The organism is Streptomyces sp. NPDC107471 (assembly GCF_055582845.1).
Genome location: NZ_JBVJPC010000002.1, coordinates 294,527 through 311,268 on the forward strand (window position 1 = coordinate 294,527; position 16,742 = coordinate 311,268).

Here is a 16,742-nt window from a genome sequence, read left to right on the forward strand (position 1 = left end):
ACACCCAAGGGTAACCCCCCCAGGGTCGCGGGGAACTGCGCGCCCAGCCACGACGAGCGCGCGGCCGCCACCGAACCGCAACCCCTGTTCCTGACGCGCTACGGCTTCAGCAAGCGCGGCGACAACGCCCCGCAGGGCACCAGTTCCACTTCCGCCCCCGCGTCCCGCAGGTCCGTCAGCACCAGCTCGTCGTACATCAGCAGTCCGGACTGCTCGGGCCACACCACGGCCCACAGCCACAGCCCCAGCGCCTCCCCCGCGAAGACCGCCCGGTCCTCCGGCGCTCCGGAGACATGCCACAGCGGCGTCGGCCGGCCGGCGGCGAGGACCTTCACCTGCGGCGGCTTCTCCACGCTCATGTAGGGGCCGGGGTCCGGGCCGTCCATCCCGGCGTAGCGTGCCCCGAGTCCGACGCCGAGTTCCTCGGCGACCAGGATCAGCTCACCGACGCCGCCGAGCGGCCCGGGTCCGGTGCAGGCCACCGCGGTGGCACGACCGCCGCTGCGGTCGTCACCGGCGCAGGCCACGCCCGTGAACAGCCAGCCGACCGGCAGGGGCCACGGCATCCACACCGGCACCTGCGTGCGATGCACCACGACACCGAGGGCCTCGACGCTGGGCGGGATCACGGGCTGCAGCGGATGCACCGTCCCGTGCACGTCGCACTGCCAGGAATCGGCGAAGAGTCCGGGAGCCCTGACCCGGCCACCACACTTCGGGCAACTGGGTTCGCCCCTCATAGGGCCCCACGGTCCTACCCTCGCTCCGCCACGTCAAGGACGATCACCCGTCCGGACGGAACGGGTTACCCAGGCCCCACCAGGGAGAACTAGATGTAGCTTGCATTAATTAGCCGAGCTAACTTACTATATGCATATACCAACTATCTCCGTGAGGAGTGGAGGAACGACCATGGACCCCTTCGATGCGGGAGCCGGCGGCATCCTGCGCCAGCCGAAGGCCGTGTGGGCGACGGCGGGCGCGTCCGTCGTCGCCTTCATGGGCATCGGACTCGTGGACCCGATCCTGCCGTCGATCGCGAAGGGCCTGGACGCCACGGCGAGCCAGGTCTCCCTCCTGTTCACCTCGTACTTCCTGATCACCGCGATCGCGATGCTGGTGACCGGGTTCGTCTCCAGCCGCATCGGCGGCAAGAAGACCCTGCTGCTCGGCCTCGCCCTCGTCGTGGTCTTCGCGGGGCTCGCGGGCACCTCGGGCTCGGTCGGCGAACTGGTCGGCTTCCGCGCCGGCTGGGGTCTCGGCAACGCCCTGTTCGTCTCCACGGCCCTCGCCGTCATCGTCGGCGCGGCGGCCGGCGGCAGCGCGGCGGCGATCCTGCTGTACGAGTCCGCCCTCGGCCTCGGCATGGCGTGCGGCCCGCTGCTCGGCGCCCTGCTCGGTGACGCGAGCTGGCGCTACCCGTTCTTCGGTACGGCCTTCCTGATGGCCGTCGGCTTCCTGTGCATCACGGCGTTCCTGAAGGAGCAGCCGAAGCCGGCCCGCAAGACCTCCCTGCTCGACCCGCTCAAGGCCCTCGGCCACGGCGGCCTCGCCTCGGCCGCGGTCTCCTCGTTCTTCTACAACTACACGTTCTTCACCGTGCTGGCCTTCACCCCGTTCGTGCTGGACATGACCCCGTACAAGTCGGGTGCCGTGTTCTTCGCCTGGGGTGTCCTGCTCGCCGTCTTCTCGGTGTTCGTCGCACCGCGCCTGCAGGAGCGGTTCGGCTCCCTGAAGGTGCTCGGCGGTTCGCTGGTCCTGCTCGCGCTCGACGTGCTCGTCCTCGGCTACGGCGGCCACACCGCGGCCGTCGTGTGCACGATCCTGTCCGGCGCCTTCATCGGCGTGAACAACACGGTCTACACGGAGCTGGCGCTCGGCGTGTCGGACGCCCCGCGCCCGGTGGCGAGCGCGGGCTACAACTTCGTGCGCTGGTTCGCGGCGGCCGCGGCGCCCTACTTCGCGCCGAAGATCGAGGAGTGGACCGACATCCACGTCCCGTTCGTGGTGGCCGCGGTGACCGCGGTGCTGGGCGCGCTCGTGGTCGTCGTACGGCGCAAGGCGCTCACGCACGACGCCGAGGAGCTGGAGCCGCGGCACGCGACCGAGGACGGCGTCACCGTCTTCGCCAACTGACGCTTCCCGGCCACCACTTGGTGACCTTGCTCACGCGAGGCTCAGTCCAGCGGGACGGATTTACGGGACGGATCCCTCAGGTCCGTCCCGTTCGTCAACCAGCGTTCCTGGAGGGCCGGGGCACCGTGGACGCGCTTCCAGGCGGCCTCGTTCGGCGTCATGGGGAGCAACGGCAGGAAGCGGACCGGGTCCAGGGGCTCGTCGAGCTCCAGGTCCTCGACCAGTCCGCCCGGCTCGGCGACCAGGACCGAGGTGAACGGAGCGCCGGGCCACAGGGGTTCACCCACGTCGAGCGAGGCGCCCGGCGCCACGACCACGCCCTCGACCTGCGGGGACGCGGCGAGCACGGCGAGCGGGCGGAGCACCTTGTCGGTGTCGGCGAGCCCTGCCCGTACGGAGATGAGCAGTTCGGCGCGCGGGCCCCTGACCGGGTCGGCGAGCATCGCGGTGGGGTCGCCCATCGGCTGGGCGGACATGCCGAGACTGGCGTAGCGGACGACGTCCCCGTCGGTGAAGCGGAGCACCTCGATGCGGTCCGTGCCGAGGAAGGTGACCGCCGCGCGCGCGTCCGGCTCGCCCAGCGCACTGCGCAACCGGGCCTCGACCAGAGGAAGAACATCTGCCATGCGGCGAGCATAGAACTCGTCAGTACCGGGCAAAGCAGCGCCTTGACACTTCGGCCTGCTGGTACTCTGGCCCGGTCGTCGGGGCAGCACGCTGAAGCGTCGCGTATCGAGTCCCGACGCCTTGTGAGACTCCCTTACGGGAATGGATCGTCCCTTACGAGGGACCGGCCGGAGGAGGTGGGGCTGTCATGGATCGAAGTCGACCTGGTAGTACCACTCGTTCTTCCGGCCGCTGATGCAGCTCTGTGACTTTCGGCAACCGCCGCCTCTCACGTTCGCGTCTTCGTGCGGAAGAGCACTTCGTTCGTTTTGCCTGATCTGTCTGATCGCCAGCAGTAGCTGAATCAGTAGCGAAGCTCGCCACCGCGATGGTGCGGTGCTCCCCGCTTTGTGGACGTGCCAAACACCCTTCCCCTGCCTCACGGGCGGGGATACCCCTTGCAGGACGTCCCCATTCCGGGTAGTTCCAGCCCTCGCCGGCGCCCTTTGTTGCCCGTCACGAAGGAGCCTGCCATGTCGATGATCCGTGACCTGCGTGCCGCCGTGCGCCCGTCGCGTCCCTCGCTGCGCAAGGACACCGGCGCGTACGACGCGACGCGCGACCCCTCGACGCCCTCCGCCGTCGTCGACTGCGCCGTCTACCGCGACGGCCGGCGCGTGCCGACCGACCAGCAGACGAGCCCGCACGAGGCGATGCGCCAGGTCCGCCGCGACGGCGGGTTCGTGTGGATCGGTCTGCACGAGCCGAGCGAGGCCGAATTCTCCGGCATCGCCGCGGAGTTCGGGCTCCACCCGCTCGCCGTCGAGGACGCCGTCCAGGCCCACCAGCGGCCCAAGCTGGAGCGCTACGACGACACCCTGTTCACCGTCTTCAAGACCATCCACTACGTCGAGCACGACGAACTCACCGCCAACAGCGAGATCGTCGAGACCGGCGAGGTCATGTGCTTCACCGGCCGGGACTTCTTCATCACCGTCCGGCACGGCGGCCAGGGCTCGCTCAGGGCGCTGCGGCACCGGCTCCAGGACGACCCCGAACTGCTCGCCAAGGGCCCCTCGGCGGTGCTGCACGCGATCGCCGACCATGTCGTCGACGGCTATGTCGCGGTCGCCGACGCGGTGCAGGACGACATCGACGAGGTGGAGACCGAGGTGTTCACCCCGGGACGCGGCGGCAAGGTCTCGCGCGGTGTCGACTCGGCGCGGATCTACCAGCTCAAGCGTGAGGTACTGGAGTTCAAGCGGGCCGTCGCCCCGCTGCTGCGCCCCATGCAGTTGCTCAGCGAGCGGCCGATGCGGCTGGTGGACCCCGACATCCAGAAGTACTTCCGGGACGTCGCCGACCACCTCGCCCGGGTCCAGGAGCAGGTCCTCGGCTTCGACGAACTGCTCAACTCGATCCTCCAGGCCAACCTCGCGCAGGCGTCCGTCGCGCAGAACGAGGACATGCGGAAGATCACGTCCTGGGCCGCGATCATCGCCGTACCGACGATGGTGTGCGGGGTCTACGGCATGAACTTCGACTACATGCCGGAGACCCACTGGCGGTTCGGCTACCCGGTGATCATGGCGATCACCGGAGTCATCTGCATGGGCATCCACCGCACCCTCAAGCGCAACGGCTGGCTCTAGGGTGGGCCCCATGACAAGTGAGCTGCTCGACCGGGCCCTCGTCGAGGAGGCCACGAAGAAGTCCGGCCTCGTCTGGGTCCGGGGAACCGGCGGCCCGGCCCGCGCCCTGTGGCACGTGTGGCACGAAGGCGCCGCGTGCCTGGTCGGCGACGGGCCCGGCGAGCAGCCGCTGCCGGGACTGGCCGACGGGGACACCGCCGAGGTGACCGTCCGCAGCAAGGACAAGGGGGGCCGGCTGGTCTCCTGGGCGGCGAGGGTCGTCGAGCTGGCGCCCGGGTCCGAGGCGTGGGAGGCGGCGGTCGCCGAGCTGAAGGGCAAGCGGCTGAACGCCCCCGACGGCGAGGCGATGACCGGGCGCTGGTCCCGCGAGTGCCGGGTCCTCCGGCTCGAACCGACCGGGGTCACGGGCGCGCTCCCCGAGGGCGACCTGGCGGCGCCGCCGCTGCCGACACCGGCGACCACCCGTGAGCCGGTCCCCGCGGGCCTGCCGCGGCTGCTGGTGAAACGCCGCAAACGCTAGGACGCCGGTAGCTGCTTGCCGTAGTCCACGGTCTCGTCCTTCTTCGGCTCGGTCAGGGGGAAGTCCTTGCCCCAGGCCGAGAAGGTCAGGGTGCCCGCGCCGCCCGCCCGTGCCAGGCGCAGCGGGTACGGCCGGCCCTCCAGGGAGACGTCCAGTGTGCCGCCGTCCCCCTTGTCACCCGTGATGCGGATCGTGCGGGTACCCGCCTGCTCGTGGTGGCCGTCGGTGTCGAGGCTGCCGTGCAGCGTCAGAAGTCCGTCGAGGAGAACGTCCTTGTCCGTGAAACCGCTGAACTTCCGGTACGCCGGGTCGCCCGACGGCACCTTCACGTACTTGCCGTCGAGCTTGTCGGCCGCGTCCGAGTCGTCGCCCTTGCCGTCGGCCTGGGTCCAGAAGCCCGCGTCGGCCTTCAGGTACAGCTCCTCGCCGATCCGCAGGAGCTGGAAAGTGGTGCCCTCGGCGGTGACCGAGCCGATGCCCCCGTCGGAATTCAGGCGCATGTCGAGTTTGTACGTGCGTCCGCTGGTGACCACGTTCCCCGACAGACGCAGCGCGCCGGCGGACTCGGCGGCCGCCCGCGTCTTCGACTGGATCTGCTCGGCGGACAGTTTGCCGACCCCGTTGGTGCCCGCGTCGGGGTCCTCGCTGCAGCCCGTCAGTCCCGTTCCCGTCACGACCAGGGCGCACATCGCGCCCACCACAACGGTCCTGCGGGCACGGCCCTGGGGAATCGCGGTCACAGGTGGGGCTGCCTTTCCGACGAGGGTCCTTCAGCGGCGTACGGCAGCGTACCGGGGCTCCGACCGCCGGGCGGAGCCAGTCCGTCCGGACTTCTCACCAGGGCGTATCCGATCGGTACGGGCTAGCCTTAAGCCCTCCCGAGCGGGCAATCCGGACAACGAACGACGAACGAAACACCTCGTACGCACCCCCGTACGCGGCCTCGAACACAGGCTCGTAGGCAAAGGAAGCACAGCCATGGCAGCGGGAGCCCCCCGGATCTTCGTCTCGCACCTCGCCGGTGTCGCCGTCTTCGACCCCAGCGGCGACCAGGTGGGGCGCGTACGCGACCTGGTCGTCGTACTGCGCGTGGGGCGCAGGCCGCCCCGGGTGCTCGGGCTGGTCGTCGAACTGTCCACCCGGCGCCGCATCTTCCTGCCCATGACCCGGGTGACGAGCATCGAGTCCGGCCAGGTCATCACCACCGGTGTGCTCAACGTCCGCCGCTTCGAGCAACGGCCCACCGAGCGCCTCGTCTTCGGCGAGCTGCTGGACCGGCGCGTGACCCTCGTGGAGAGCGGCGAGCAGGTCACCGTGCTGGACATCTCGGTGCAGCAACTGCCGGCCCGCCGGGACTGGGAGATCGACCGGGTCTTCGTCCGCAAGGGCGGCAAGGGCGGGGCGTTCCGGCGCAAGGGCGAGGCGCTGACCGTCGAGTGGTCCGCCGTCACCGGCTTCACCCTGGAGGAGCACGGACAGGGCGCGGAGAGCCTCCTGGCCACCTTCGAGCAGTTGCGCGCGGCCGACCTCGCCAACGTCCTGCACCACCTCTCCCCCAAGCGGCGCGCGGAGGTGGCGGCCGCGCTCGACGACGACCGCCTGGCCGACGTCCTGGAGGAGCTGCCCGAGGACGACCAGATCGAGATCCTCGGCAAGCTGAAGGAGGAGCGGGCCGCCGACGTTCTGGAGGCCATGGACCCCGACGACGCGGCCGACCTGCTCTCCGAGCTCCCCACCGAGGAGCAGGAACGCCTGCTGAGCCTGATGCAGCCCGGCGACGCGGCCGACATGCGGCGCCTGATGGCGTACGAGGAGCACACGGCCGGCGGTCTCATGACGACGGAGCCGATCGTCCTGCGCCCGGACGCCACCGTCGCCGACGCGCTCGCCCGCGTCCGCAACCCCGACCTCTCCCCCGCGCTCGCCGCCCAGGTGTACGTGTGCCGGGCACCCGACGAGACACCGACCGGCAAGTACCTCGGCACGGTCCACTTCCAGCGGCTGCTGCGCGATCCCCCATACACCCTCGTCAGCTCGCTCGTCGACGACGACCTCCAGGCCCTCGACCCGGACGCGACGCTACCGGTGATCGCCGGGTTCTTCGCGACGTACGACATGGTCGCGGCGCCCGTGGTCGACGACTCGGGCTCGCTGCTCGGCGCGGTGACCGTGGACGACGTCCTCGACCACATGCTGCCCGAGGACTGGCGCGAGACGGAGTTCGACGCGGAGGGGGCGGAGGGGGTGGCCCACCATGACGCCTGAGCGCGAGAACCCGGGCCGCGAGCGCGGGCCGTCCGGTGGCCGCGAGCGCACCCCCGCCGGAGTCACGGCGACCGGCCGTCCCCGTGCCCGCCTCGACCAGCCGCGCCCGCCGCGGCGCAGGCTGCTGCCCGAGTGGGACCCGGAGGCGTTCGGCCGCCTGTCGGAGCGGATCGCCCGCTTCCTGGGCACCGGGCGGTTCATCGTCTGGATGACGATCGTCATCATCGCGTGGGTGCTGTGGAACATCTTCGCCCCCGGCGACCTGCGCTTCGACAACTACCCGTTCATCTTCCTCACCCTGATGCTGTCCCTCCAGGCCTCCTACGCCGCCCCGCTGATCCTGCTCGCGCAGAACCGGCAGGACGACCGGGACCGGGTCAACCTCGAACAGGACCGCAAGCAGAACGAGCGGTCGATCGCGGACACGGAGTACCTGACCCGCGAGATCGCCGCCCTGCGCATCGGTCTCGGCGAGGTGGCCACGCGTGACTGGATCCGCTCGGAGCTTCAGGACCTGATGAAGGAACTGGAGGCACGGCAGCACGACGGGCATGCCGTATTCCCGGCAGAACGGTCGGATCGGCCGTCGGGACGTGACGTAGAAGACCGTTGAGAGCCGTACAGGGCCCCCTGTACGGCGCCGTACCATCGTCTGTATGGCTAGCGAAGACGCGGTGCGCGAGGCACTGGCGACGGTGAACGACCCCGAGATCAACCGCCCCATCACGGAGCTCGGGATGGTCAAGTCGGTCGACATCGGCGCGGACGGAGCGGTCGCGGTCACCGTGTACCTGACGGTCTCCGGCTGTCCGATGCGCGAGACGATCACGCAGCGCGTGACGGACGCGGTCGCGGCCGTGGAGGGCGTCACGCGCGTCGACGTCACGCTCGACGTGATGAGCGACGAGCAGCGCAAGGAGCTGGCGACGGCCCTGCGGGGCGGCCAGACCGAGCGCGAGGTCCCGTTCGCGAAGCCCGGGTCGCTGACCCGCGTCTACGCGGTCGCCTCCGGCAAGGGCGGCGTCGGCAAATCCTCGGTCACCGTGAACCTGGCGGCGGCGATGGCGGCCGACGGCCTCAAGGTGGGCGTGGTCGACGCCGACATCTACGGCCACTCGGTGCCGCGCATGCTCGGCGCGGACGGCACCCCGACCCAGGTCGAGAATATGATCATGCCGCCGTCGGCGAACGGCGTGAAGGTCATCTCCATCGGCATGTTCACCCCGGGCAACGCCCCGGTGGTCTGGCGCGGTCCGATGCTCCACCGGGCCCTGCAGCAGTTCCTGGCGGACGTGTACTGGGGCGACCTGGACGTCCTCCTCCTGGACCTCCCGCCCGGCACCGGCGACATCGCGATCTCCGTCGCCCAGCTCGTCCCGAACGCGGAGATCCTGGTCGTGACGACCCCGCAGCAGGCCGCGGCCGAGGTGGCCGAGCGCGCGGGCTCCATCGCCGTCCAGACCCACCAGAAGATCGTCGGCGTGGTCGAGAACATGGCCGGCCTGCCCTGCCCGCACTGCGGCGAGATGGTCGACGTCTTCGGCACGGGCGGCGGCCAGACGGTCGCGGACGGCCTGACCCGCACGACGGGGGCCACGGTCCCGGTCCTCGGCTCCATCCCGATCGACGTCCGCCTCCGCGAGGGCGGCGACGACGGCAGGCCGGTCGTCCTGACCGACCCGGACTCCCCGGCGGGGGCCGCGCTGCGGGGGATCGCGGGGAAGCTCGGGGGGCGGCAGCGGGGGCTTTCGGGGTTGTCGTTGGGGATCACGCCGAGGAACAAGTTCTGAGGCGCACGCCCTGAAGCGGCATTCCACGGGCCGGGTAAGGTCCGTGGAATGCCGAGAGTCAAAGTCAGCGTCATCGTTCCCGTCTACAACACCGGGAAGTACGTCGACGAGTGCGCCCCGTCGCTGCTCGGGCAGAGTCTGCCCGCCGACGAGTACGAGGTCATCTACGTCGACGACGGCTCGACGGACGACACGCTGGCCCGGCTGGAGAAGATCGCCGCCGCGCACCCGAACGTCCAGGTGCACACCCGGCCGAACTCCGGGTGGCCGGGCGCACCGCGCAACCTCGGCATGCGGCACGCGCAGGGCGAGTACATCCAGTTCGTCGACCACGACGACATGCTCGGGTCCGAGGCCCTTGAGCGACTGTACGAGCACGCGAAGCGCAACGACGCCGACGTGGTGCTCGGCAAGATGTCCAGCACGATGGTGCGGCCCCGGCGGCTGTTCCGGCACACGGTGGACGCCTGCACGATCGAGAACGACGAGCTCATGCAGAGCATGTCGCCGCACAAGATGTTCCGGCGCGCCTTCGTCGAGGAGCACGGTCTGCGGTTCCCCGAGGGCCCCTGGATCCTGGAGGATCTGGCCTTCGTCAGCGCCGCCTACCTGAAGGCCGAGCGGATCTCGGTGCTCGCCGACTACCCCTGCTACTACTGGATGAAGCGGGACGACGGCGGCAACAACACCCAGCACCGCTTCAACCCGCGCCACGGCTTCTGGGACAACTGCCGCACCATCGTGGGTCAGATCAAGGACGGCACGCCCTCCTCCGACGACGTCGACGCGCTGCAGAACCGTCTCCTGCACCGCCTCTACCACGTCGAAATCCTCTCCCGCACCCGCGAACCCGAGATCCTCCGCGAGGACCCCGCCGAGCAGCGTGAGCGGTTCGCGGCGGCCCGGAAGCTGGCTGTCGAGGAGTTCCCGCCCGCCGTGCGCGACGGCCTTCCCACCGTGTCCCGGCTGCGCGCCGAGCTCCTGGAACGCAGCGACTTCGACGGCGCCGTCGCCCTCGCCGAGCGGGTGCGTCAGGTCAAGGCCCGCAGCGTCGTCGGCGGGCCGCGCTGGGAGGACGGCCGGCTGGTCGCCGACGTCACGCTGGACCTGCTGCGCGGGGACGGCGAGCCGTTGGTGCTCGTCGAGCGGGACGGCAAGCGGTGGCTGGACCCCGAGCTGCTGGCCGGGGTGCCGGGGACCGAGGACGGCTGGGAGGTCCGCGACCCGTTCCGGCTGGCGTACGCCGAACTGGTCGTCAAGGACCGGGACCACGAGGACTGGTGGTACCCGGAGGGCGACCTGGAGGTGCGGCTCGAACCCGCGGGCGCGGGGCGCTCGCGGCTCGTCGCGTCCGGGCGGCTGCTCCTCGACCCCGAACGGCTCGCGGGCGGGCGGCCGTTGGAGCGCGGGGTGCACGACGTGTGGGCGTACGTGCAACTGCTGGGCGTCGACCGGATGGTCCGCCTCACCGGGGACGGCACCCCGGGGGCCCCGGCGGCGGGCCCGGCGCTGACCGGTGGGCGGCTCGCGCTGCCGTACTGGACCGGCAGCGGTCAGCTCGCCCTCGACGTGGACCAGCGCCAGCGCAGGCTCGGTCCCGACACCGCCGGTGCCGCCGCGGCCAACTCCGGGCGCGGGGAGCGGTCGCTTCCGCTGCCCTACGTGGCGGCGACGGCGGCCGGCGGCACGGCTCGCCTCAAGGTCACCGTGTCCGCGCTGACGGTGGACGCCGAGCTGGTTCCCGGCGACCGCGGGGCGACCGCCGTCCTGCGGCTGCCCGCTCGGCTCAAGCTGCCGGACGGGCGTCACCCGGTCGGCCTGCCGAGGACCGACGCCCCCGTCGCCCACGCCGTCGTCCGTGACGGCACCCTGCTGCGGCTGGAGGGCCCGGCCCACGAGACCGGCACCGGACGCCGGCTCCTCGACGCGGTCGCGGACAACCGCCAGGTCCGGCGGGTACGGCGGCGGCTCGGCCGATAAGGCGGCAGAGCGGCAGGTGGGGCACCGCACGGAGGCCGGTGCCCCGCCGTGCGTCACGCGTACGCCGAGATGTCCTTGATCATCGCGAATCCGAGGCCGTACGCGCTCATGCCTCTCCCGTACGCCCCCACGTGCACCCCCTCCTGGGTGGAGCCGGCGAGGACCCAGCCGAACTCCGACTCCCGGTAGTGGAAGGGCGTGGGCACGCCGTCCACCGGGAGGGACAGGGTGGACCAGTCGGGTCCGTCGAGGTCGTCCGCCAGGACCCAGGCCGTCTCGGTCTGCTGGTCCAGCCAGTCGTCGCGCAGGGAGTGGTCCATCTGGCCGGGCCAGGTGAACGACAGCAGCCCCACCCCGGCCAGCCAGGCGGCGGAGGAGACCGACGTGGCCTCCAGCAGCCCCGTGCCGTCCGCGCTTCTGCGGGACGGGTTCGCGGCGACCGTGACCACGACCGCGAACTTCTCCTTCGGCTCCCCCGTGGAGCCCGCCTCGTTCTTCACCGAGGGCTCGTCACCGTGCCCGATCGAGCCGTGCTCGACGGCCCCGTCGGCCGACGTGCCGACCTGCATCAGCCAGCGCGGCCCCGTGAACGCCTCGTCGAGGCCGTACCAGGGGAAGGGCGCCTGAAGGTAGCCGTCGACCGTGCGCCGGGCGGAGGGAACCTGCTGGCCACCCTCCGCGGCCGGCGCCTGCGCGACTGCCCCACTCGTCGTCTCCATGTGCCGGACGCCTCCTACTAGCTCTCGTCGGACCGGACCGGCCCGCCCCCCTTCGGGCGGCGTCGCTGGTTCGCGTACGGCCCGCACAACAACTCGGCAGCATAGCCACACCGCTCCGAGCTGCGCGGAAACCGCCCGGCGCGCGGGGCGCACGGAGGGTGGCTTCCGGCCGTACGAGGGGGGCAGAAGGTGCGGGCGGGATATGAGACGCGTCACGTACGACGACGGAAGGCGCCCTCGAGCTCAACTGCTCGGCAGGCGCCTTCCGATGGGGCGTACGGCTCAGGTGGCGTCCGCGTCGAAGGGCGGGCGCTCGTCCTTGCCGGGCTCCTCGGCCTTCTTGGTCATGTCGATCCGGCCACCCGAGGAGGACGAGGACGGCGAGGCGTCCGTGCTGTGCACGGCGTCGGTGACCTCGGCCATCTCCTTCTTCAGGTCGAAGCCGTTGCGGATCTCCTTGAGACCCAGCTCGTCGTTGTCGAGCTGCTTGCGGATGAAGGTCTTGGGGTTGAGGTCCTCGAACTCGAAGTCCTTGAACTCCGGGCCCAGCTCCTGCCGGATGTCCTGCTTGGCGCTCTCGGAGAACTCGCGGATCTTGCGCACGGTCCGCATGACGTCCTGGATGACCTTCGGGAGCTTGTCCGGACCGAAGACGAGCACGGCGAGGACAACGAGCGTGATCAGCTCGAGCGGTCCTATGTCATTGAACACCTGAAGCTCCTTGCGATGTCCTCGGTCCTCGGCCCTCGGTGGTCTGTGCGGGTCTTCCGTGGTCCGGGCCGGGTCCACGGTACCTGGGGATGCCGTTCGACCGGTACCTTCCCGGGGCCCTGGAGTACCGGCGGACGGGCGGTTTTCCGGGTTGTTTGCCCGCTGGACCAGGGTTCGAGGGCGTCTCTGTGAGGTTTCTGTTAATCGGTCCGCGGGGCGGGGCGCCAGGTGGGTGACGGCGTCACCGGGGTCGACGGCATGACGCAGCCGCGGCCCGGGGACACGGGCCGGGGAGTCGAGGAGGACGCGGTCAGCGGGTGGCGCCGGGCGGCGTGGGCGCTGACGTGGTGGAGGGGACGGGTGCGGCGAGGAGGCCGGAGGCGGTGAGGTCCGGCGTCTTGGACAGGGAGGTCAGGGTGAGCGGCGGGGTGGCGCTGAGCGGACGTATGAGAGGGGACATCGCGGCGGCTCCGGCGACCACGGGTGCCGTGAGCGTGTGCAGGGCCGCCTCCTGCACCTGGGCGGGGATGCCCGGCAGCAGGGGCGCGGAGGCCGTGATCGAAGCGACCGGGGTGTCGCCCGGCATCCGCTGTCCCTGTCCCTGCGCGAGCAGCGGAGCCGTGCCGCGGCGGCGCTGGTTCTCCGGCACGACGGCTCCGGTGCCGGGTGTGCGCGCCGGGGTCACGTTGCTGCCGGCGCCGCGCGCGTCGGTGTCGCCGGGCACGCCCGTGGTGACGCCGCCCAGCGCGATCGCGGCCAGCGAGACCGCTCCGGCGGCGACGACCGCGAACCGCATGCCGCGCGAGGCCGAGCGGTCGGCGTCGTGACGGCTGACGTCATGGATGCGGAAGCCCCGGCCGGCGGGGGGCGGGAGCACCGGGGCGTGCGGGCGGGCGGGGACGTAGTCGAACGCGAAGCGCTCGCCACGTCGCACGCCGAAGGCTCCGGCGGCGGGTCTTCCCGACAGTCCGCCGAATCCCGCCCCGTCGAACGGCGAGCTGTCGCCGTCCTCCGGATCACCTCCCGGCAGGCCCTGGAGGCGGGCCAGGAAACTCTCTGAGGGCGGGGGCGGCGCGGCCTCCGCGAAGACGTTCTTCAGGCGGCGCTGGGCGTCCGCCTCCGCCTTGCACTTCGGACAGGTGGCGAGATGCGCGAGGACACGCTCGCGCGTCGCATGACCGAGCTCGCCGTCCACCAGGGCGGCGAGTCGGTCTCCCAGATGCTGTTCCGCGAGGCTCCCCTCGCCGGGTTTGGGCAGTGATCCACTCACGCGGACGCGCCCCCTCCCCCCAGCGCGGGAACCCGGGCCATGAACGAGCGGCGCTCGGCACGGGCCTCGGGTGAGCGGTGGGCGAGGGCCTTGCGCAACTGGGAACGGCCGCGGTGGATCCGCGAGCGGACGGTGCCGAGCTTGACGCCCAGGGTCGCGGCGATCTCCTCGTACGACAGTCCCTCGATGTCGCACAGGACGACCGCGGCGCGGAACTCCGGGGCGAGGGTGTCGAGGGCCTGCTGGACGTCCGCGTCGAAGTGCGCGTCGTTGAAGACCTGCTGGGGCGACGGCTCGCGGCTGGGCAGGCGCTCGGCCGCGTCCTCGCCGAGGGCGTCGAAGCGGATGCGCTGCTTGCGGCGGACCATGTCCAGGAAGAGGTTGGTGGTGATGCGGTGCAGCCAGCCCTCGAAGGTGCCCGGTGTGTACGTGGACAGCGAGCGGAAGACGCGGACGAAGACCTCCTGCGTGAGGTCCTCGGCGTCGTGCTGGTTACCGGTGAGGCGGTACGCGAGGCGGTAGACGCGGCCGCTGTGCGTGCTGACGATCTCCTCCCAGGTGGGCGGAGTCCACGCCTGCCCGTCCGCGTCGGTGGCGAAGGTCGCGGTCTGGGCGTAGTCGCCGGCGTGGCTGTGGTCAGCGGTGTCGTTCACGGATTTCGGCCTGCCCGCCGATCCGAGGAAGCGCCGCAGCACTCCCCCACGATCTCCAGGTGCGGCCGCACCTCCCCTGTCGGCTCTGGTTGTCTCCAGTGGAGCCCCTACCATAGCCACCTCGCCCGTTAGCTCCGGATAAGCGGTTTTACGAGAATTTGATCTGGGCTGATACCACTCGGTCCCCTGCGTCAGCAGTTGCTCGAGGGCCCGCTCGGCTTCGTGATCCAACTGTGTCCCCCCGGGTGCGTCTCCACCCCTCTAAACGCCCGGTCCCATCTGCGGGTTCCCGGCGGCAACGGATACAGTCACGCCCAGGCAACCACGGGGCAAGGAGAGGGTCATTACCGGCAACCGGCAGACGAGCTGGGCGTTCGCCGACGCCTACGTCGCCGAGGACGAAGTCCTGAGCTGGGCCCGGGACCGGGCCCGTGAGGCGGGGCTGCGCTCGGTGTCGCCCGGCGCGGGCGCGGCGCTGCGTCTGCTGGCCGCCTCCGTGGATGCCAAGGCCGTCGCCGAGATCGGCACCGGAACCGGGGTCTCCGGCATCCATCTGTTGCACGGCATGCGCCCGGACGGGGTGCTGACCACCGTCGACCCCGAGCCGGAACACCAGCAGTTCGCCCGCCAGGCGTTCCGTGCCTGCGGTTTCGCCAGCAACCGGGCCCGGTTCATCCCGGGCCGCGCCCTGGACGTCCTGCCCCGCCTCGCCGACGCCGGCTACGACCTCGTCTTCTGCGACGGTGACCGGCAGGAGGTCATGGACTACCTCGCTGAATCGTTGCGCCTGCTGCGGCCGGGTGGCCTGGTGGTGTTCGAGGGCGTCTTCGCCAACGGCCGCACGGTGGACTCGGGGCCGCAGCCGACGGAGGTGCTGCGCCTGCGGGAGCTGCTGCGGGCCGTCCGGGAGAGCCCGGACCTGGTGCCGTCGCTGCTGCCGGTGGGCGACGGACTGCTCTGCGCGGTCAAGCGCTGAACCGGCGGCCCGGTGCGGCGTCCGCCCGGTGCCCCGTGACCCGGTGAGTGCCGTACGGCCATTCGTGGAGCCGCCCGGGCAAACCGCTGCCCCGGCACCTCAGGAGATGCCGGGGCAGCCGAAAGGGTATGGTCGCTTCCGCGTCAGCCGACGACCTTCTTGAGGGCGTCGCCGAGCGCGTCGGCCTCGTCAGGGGTCAGCTCGACGACGAGCCGACCGCCGCCTTCGAGCGGAACGCGCATGACGATGCCCCGCCCCTCCTTGGTCACCTCGAGCGGGCCATCACCCGTTCGCGGCTTCATGGCCGCCATGCTCGTTCCCCTTCCTGAAACCAGCTCATCGTCGTAGCCGACGGCCCTGGGAGGGCACGCGCGTCCAAGTGGGACACGTGACACCGGCATCGAACACATTGCTTCCAAGCCATTATCCCGCATCTCAGGACCCGATGACCAACATCAGTCGGCATCGCTTGGGCAACGCGCGCGAGCAAAACCACTCAATTCGGCGATGTGGCTGCGATACTCCGCCACCGCGTCGATCCCGGCCGGTCACCGGCGCCGCGGATTTGTTTGACGCAGGTCACACGTCCGGTCCGGTCCCCGGACGGCGATCTCCGCCATGCTGTCCTTCGGACATCGGATGCAGCGGACACACCGGAGGGGATACGCCATGGCCGACACCGTGCTCTACGAGGTGCACGACGGGCTCGCGACGATCACGCTGAACCGGCCGGAGGCGATGAACGCGCTGAACATCGCCACCAAGGTCGCGCTGCGGGAGGCCGTGGAGTCGGCGGCCTCGGACGACGCCGTACGGACCGTGCTGCTGACCGCCGCCGGGGAGCGGGCGTTCTGCGTGGGCCAGGACCTCAAGGAGCACATCGGGCTGCTCGCCGAGGGCTCGACGAAGGTCATGAGCACGGTCAAGGAGCACTACAACCCGATCGTGCGGGCGCTGACGGAGATGCCGAAGCCGGTCGTGGCCGGTGTGAACGGGGTCGCGGCCGGCGCCGGCTTCGGGCTCGTGCTCGCGGCGGACTACCGGGTGGCGGCGGACACGGCCGCGTTCAACACGTCGTTCGCGGGGGTGGCGCTGACCGCGGACTCCGGGATCTCGTGGACGCTGCCGCGCGTGGTGGGGCCGGGGCGCGCCGCCGACCTTCTGCTCTTCCCGCGGACCATGTCGGCCCGGGACGCGCACGACCTGGGGATCGTCAACCGTCTCGTGCCCTCCACCGACCTGCCCGCCGAGGCCGAGAAGGTGGCGCGGGCCCTGGCCGAGGGGCCGACGGTGGCGTACGGCGCGATCAAGGAGTCCCTCGCGTACGCGCTGTCGCACACCCTGGCGGAGACGCTGGAGAAGGAGGACGAGCTCCAGACCCGGGCCGGGGCCTCCGAGGACCACGCGATCGCCGTGCGGGCCTTCGTGAACAAGGAGACGCCCAAGTACCTGGGCCGCTAGGGC

17 protein-coding genes are annotated in these 16,742 nt (G+C 71.1%); 9 read left to right on the forward strand and 8 right to left on the reverse strand.

Features of this window, described 5'->3' with window-relative positions; genetic code table 11:
• Positions 1-98: 98 nt before the first annotated feature.
• Positions 99-740 carry a DUF6758 family protein gene (locus ACZ66S_RS06220; RefSeq protein ID WP_469900027.1) on the reverse strand — a complete coding sequence of 214 codons (642 nt, stop codon included), beginning with the start codon at positions 738-740 and terminating at the stop codon, positions 99-101.
• Positions 741-912: 172 nt separating this feature from the next.
• Between ACZ66S_RS06220 and ACZ66S_RS06225 the strand changes: the two genes are divergently transcribed.
• Positions 913-2,136 carry an MFS transporter gene (locus tag ACZ66S_RS06225; protein ID WP_469900028.1) on the forward strand — a complete coding sequence of 408 codons (1,224 nt, stop codon included), beginning with the start codon at positions 913-915 and terminating at the stop codon, positions 2,134-2,136.
• Between the two features lie 41 nt (positions 2,137-2,177).
• On the opposite strand, the gene ACZ66S_RS06230 is transcribed toward ACZ66S_RS06225, so the two are convergent.
• Positions 2,178-2,762, reverse strand: coding sequence for a suppressor of fused domain protein (locus ACZ66S_RS06230; RefSeq protein ID WP_469900030.1), 585 nt, complete (start codon positions 2,760-2,762; stop codon positions 2,178-2,180).
• A gap of 513 nt (positions 2,763-3,275) precedes the next feature.
• On the opposite strand from ACZ66S_RS06230, the gene ACZ66S_RS06235 reads away from it, so the two are divergent.
• Together ACZ66S_RS06235 and ACZ66S_RS06240 are read left to right on the forward strand one after the other, a co-directional pair.
• Positions 3,276-4,394 (forward strand): magnesium and cobalt transport protein CorA, encoded by a 1,119-nt coding sequence (locus ACZ66S_RS06235; RefSeq protein WP_469900031.1) that lies wholly within the window; start codon positions 3,276-3,278, stop codon positions 4,392-4,394.
• A gap of 10 nt (positions 4,395-4,404) precedes the next feature.
• Positions 4,405-4,914: a hypothetical protein gene (locus tag ACZ66S_RS06240; protein ID WP_469900033.1), complete on the forward strand. Its 510-nt coding sequence runs from the start codon at positions 4,405-4,407 to the stop codon at positions 4,912-4,914.
• Here ACZ66S_RS06240 and ACZ66S_RS06245 read toward each other — a convergent pair.
• Entirely contained in the window at positions 4,911-5,654 is a 744-nt protein-coding gene (locus ACZ66S_RS06245) for a hypothetical protein (RefSeq protein WP_469900034.1), read from the reverse strand. The genes ACZ66S_RS06240 and ACZ66S_RS06245 overlap by 4 nt on opposite strands.
• A 238-nt stretch (positions 5,655-5,892) precedes the next feature.
• Between ACZ66S_RS06245 and ACZ66S_RS06250 the strand changes: the two genes are divergently transcribed.
• Genes ACZ66S_RS06250 through ACZ66S_RS06265 form a run of 4 tightly spaced genes read left to right on the forward strand, consistent with a single transcriptional unit; the run spans position 5,893 to position 10,949 of the window.
• Positions 5,893-7,179 carry a magnesium transporter MgtE N-terminal domain-containing protein gene (locus ACZ66S_RS06250; protein WP_469900036.1) on the forward strand — a complete coding sequence of 429 codons (1,287 nt, stop codon included), beginning with the start codon at positions 5,893-5,895 and terminating at the stop codon, positions 7,177-7,179.
• Positions 7,169-7,792, forward strand: a complete 624-nt coding sequence (locus tag ACZ66S_RS06255; protein ID WP_469900037.1) for a DUF1003 domain-containing protein — start codon at positions 7,169-7,171, stop codon at positions 7,790-7,792. Before ACZ66S_RS06250 ends, ACZ66S_RS06255 begins: the two co-directional genes overlap by 11 nt.
• A 43-nt stretch (positions 7,793-7,835) precedes the next feature.
• Positions 7,836-8,969: an Mrp/NBP35 family ATP-binding protein gene (locus ACZ66S_RS06260; RefSeq protein ID WP_469900038.1), complete on the forward strand. Its 1,134-nt coding sequence runs from the start codon at positions 7,836-7,838 to the stop codon at positions 8,967-8,969.
• A gap of 48 nt (positions 8,970-9,017) precedes the next feature.
• Entirely contained in the window at positions 9,018-10,949 is a 1,932-nt protein-coding gene (locus ACZ66S_RS06265) for a glycosyltransferase family 2 protein (protein WP_469900039.1), read from the forward strand.
• A gap of 53 nt (positions 10,950-11,002) precedes the next feature.
• Here the strand turns inward: ACZ66S_RS06265 and ACZ66S_RS06270 are convergent, their stop codons facing one another.
• From ACZ66S_RS06270 to sigE, 4 genes are all read right to left on the reverse strand, one after another.
• A complete protein-coding gene (locus ACZ66S_RS06270; RefSeq protein ID WP_280895678.1) occupies positions 11,003-11,668 on the reverse strand; it encodes a hypothetical protein in 666 nt (221 codons plus the stop codon).
• 282 nt (positions 11,669-11,950) lie between these two features.
• Positions 11,951-12,379 (reverse strand): sec-independent translocase, encoded by a 429-nt coding sequence (locus ACZ66S_RS06275; protein WP_469900040.1) that lies wholly within the window; start codon positions 12,377-12,379, stop codon positions 11,951-11,953.
• 310 nt (positions 12,380-12,689) lie between these two features.
• Entirely contained in the window at positions 12,690-13,649 is a 960-nt protein-coding gene (locus ACZ66S_RS06280; protein ID WP_469900042.1) for an anti-sigma factor family protein, read from the reverse strand.
• Entirely contained in the window at positions 13,646-14,344 is a 699-nt protein-coding gene (gene sigE / locus ACZ66S_RS06285; protein WP_125194850.1) for an RNA polymerase sigma factor SigE, read from the reverse strand. Before sigE ends, ACZ66S_RS06280 begins: the two co-directional genes overlap by 4 nt.
• A 235-nt stretch (positions 14,345-14,579) precedes the next feature.
• Between sigE and ACZ66S_RS06290 the strand changes: the two genes are divergently transcribed.
• Complete coding sequence (locus ACZ66S_RS06290) at positions 14,580-15,278, forward strand: O-methyltransferase (RefSeq protein WP_469900865.1); 699 nt, start codon at positions 14,580-14,582, stop codon at positions 15,276-15,278.
• Positions 15,279-15,421: 143 nt separating this feature from the next.
• On the opposite strand, the gene ACZ66S_RS06295 is transcribed toward ACZ66S_RS06290, so the two are convergent.
• On the reverse strand, positions 15,422-15,589 hold the full coding sequence (locus ACZ66S_RS06295; RefSeq protein ID WP_003966491.1) for a DUF3117 domain-containing protein: 168 nt from the start codon (positions 15,587-15,589) through the stop codon (positions 15,422-15,424).
• Positions 15,590-15,947: 358 nt separating this feature from the next.
• Between ACZ66S_RS06295 and chcB the strand changes: the two genes are divergently transcribed.
• Positions 15,948-16,739 (forward strand): 2-cyclohexenylcarbonyl CoA isomerase, encoded by a 792-nt coding sequence (gene chcB, locus ACZ66S_RS06300; protein ID WP_469900043.1) that lies wholly within the window; start codon positions 15,948-15,950, stop codon positions 16,737-16,739.
• Positions 16,740-16,742 lie beyond the last annotated feature (3 nt).

Excerpts from the sequence above, each read along its gene's own strand:
- ACZ66S_RS06220 (WP_469900027.1), bottom strand. The coding sequence starts at position 740 with ATGAGGGGCGAACCCAGTTGCCCGAAGTGTGGTGGCCGGGTCAGGGCT.
- ACZ66S_RS06225 (WP_469900028.1), top strand. The coding sequence starts at position 913 with ATGGACCCCTTCGATGCGGGAGCCGGCGGCATCCTGCGCCAGCCGAAG.
- ACZ66S_RS06230 (WP_469900030.1), bottom strand. The coding sequence starts at position 2,762 with ATGGCAGATGTTCTTCCTCTGGTCGAGGCCCGGTTGCGCAGTGCGCTG.
- ACZ66S_RS06235 (WP_469900031.1), top strand. The coding sequence starts at position 3,276 with ATGTCGATGATCCGTGACCTGCGTGCCGCCGTGCGCCCGTCGCGTCCC.
- ACZ66S_RS06240 (WP_469900033.1), top strand. The coding sequence starts at position 4,405 with ATGACAAGTGAGCTGCTCGACCGGGCCCTCGTCGAGGAGGCCACGAAG.
- ACZ66S_RS06250 (WP_469900036.1), top strand. The coding sequence starts at position 5,893 with ATGGCAGCGGGAGCCCCCCGGATCTTCGTCTCGCACCTCGCCGGTGTC.
- ACZ66S_RS06255 (WP_469900037.1), top strand. The coding sequence starts at position 7,169 with ATGACGCCTGAGCGCGAGAACCCGGGCCGCGAGCGCGGGCCGTCCGGT.
- ACZ66S_RS06260 (WP_469900038.1), top strand. The coding sequence starts at position 7,836 with ATGGCTAGCGAAGACGCGGTGCGCGAGGCACTGGCGACGGTGAACGAC.
- ACZ66S_RS06265 (WP_469900039.1), top strand. The coding sequence starts at position 9,018 with ATGCCGAGAGTCAAAGTCAGCGTCATCGTTCCCGTCTACAACACCGGG.
- ACZ66S_RS06270 (WP_280895678.1), bottom strand. The coding sequence starts at position 11,668 with ATGGAGACGACGAGTGGGGCAGTCGCGCAGGCGCCGGCCGCGGAGGGT.
- ACZ66S_RS06295 (WP_003966491.1), bottom strand. The coding sequence starts at position 15,589 with ATGGCGGCCATGAAGCCGCGAACGGGTGATGGCCCGCTCGAGGTGACC.
- chcB (WP_469900043.1), top strand. The coding sequence starts at position 15,948 with ATGGCCGACACCGTGCTCTACGAGGTGCACGACGGGCTCGCGACGATC.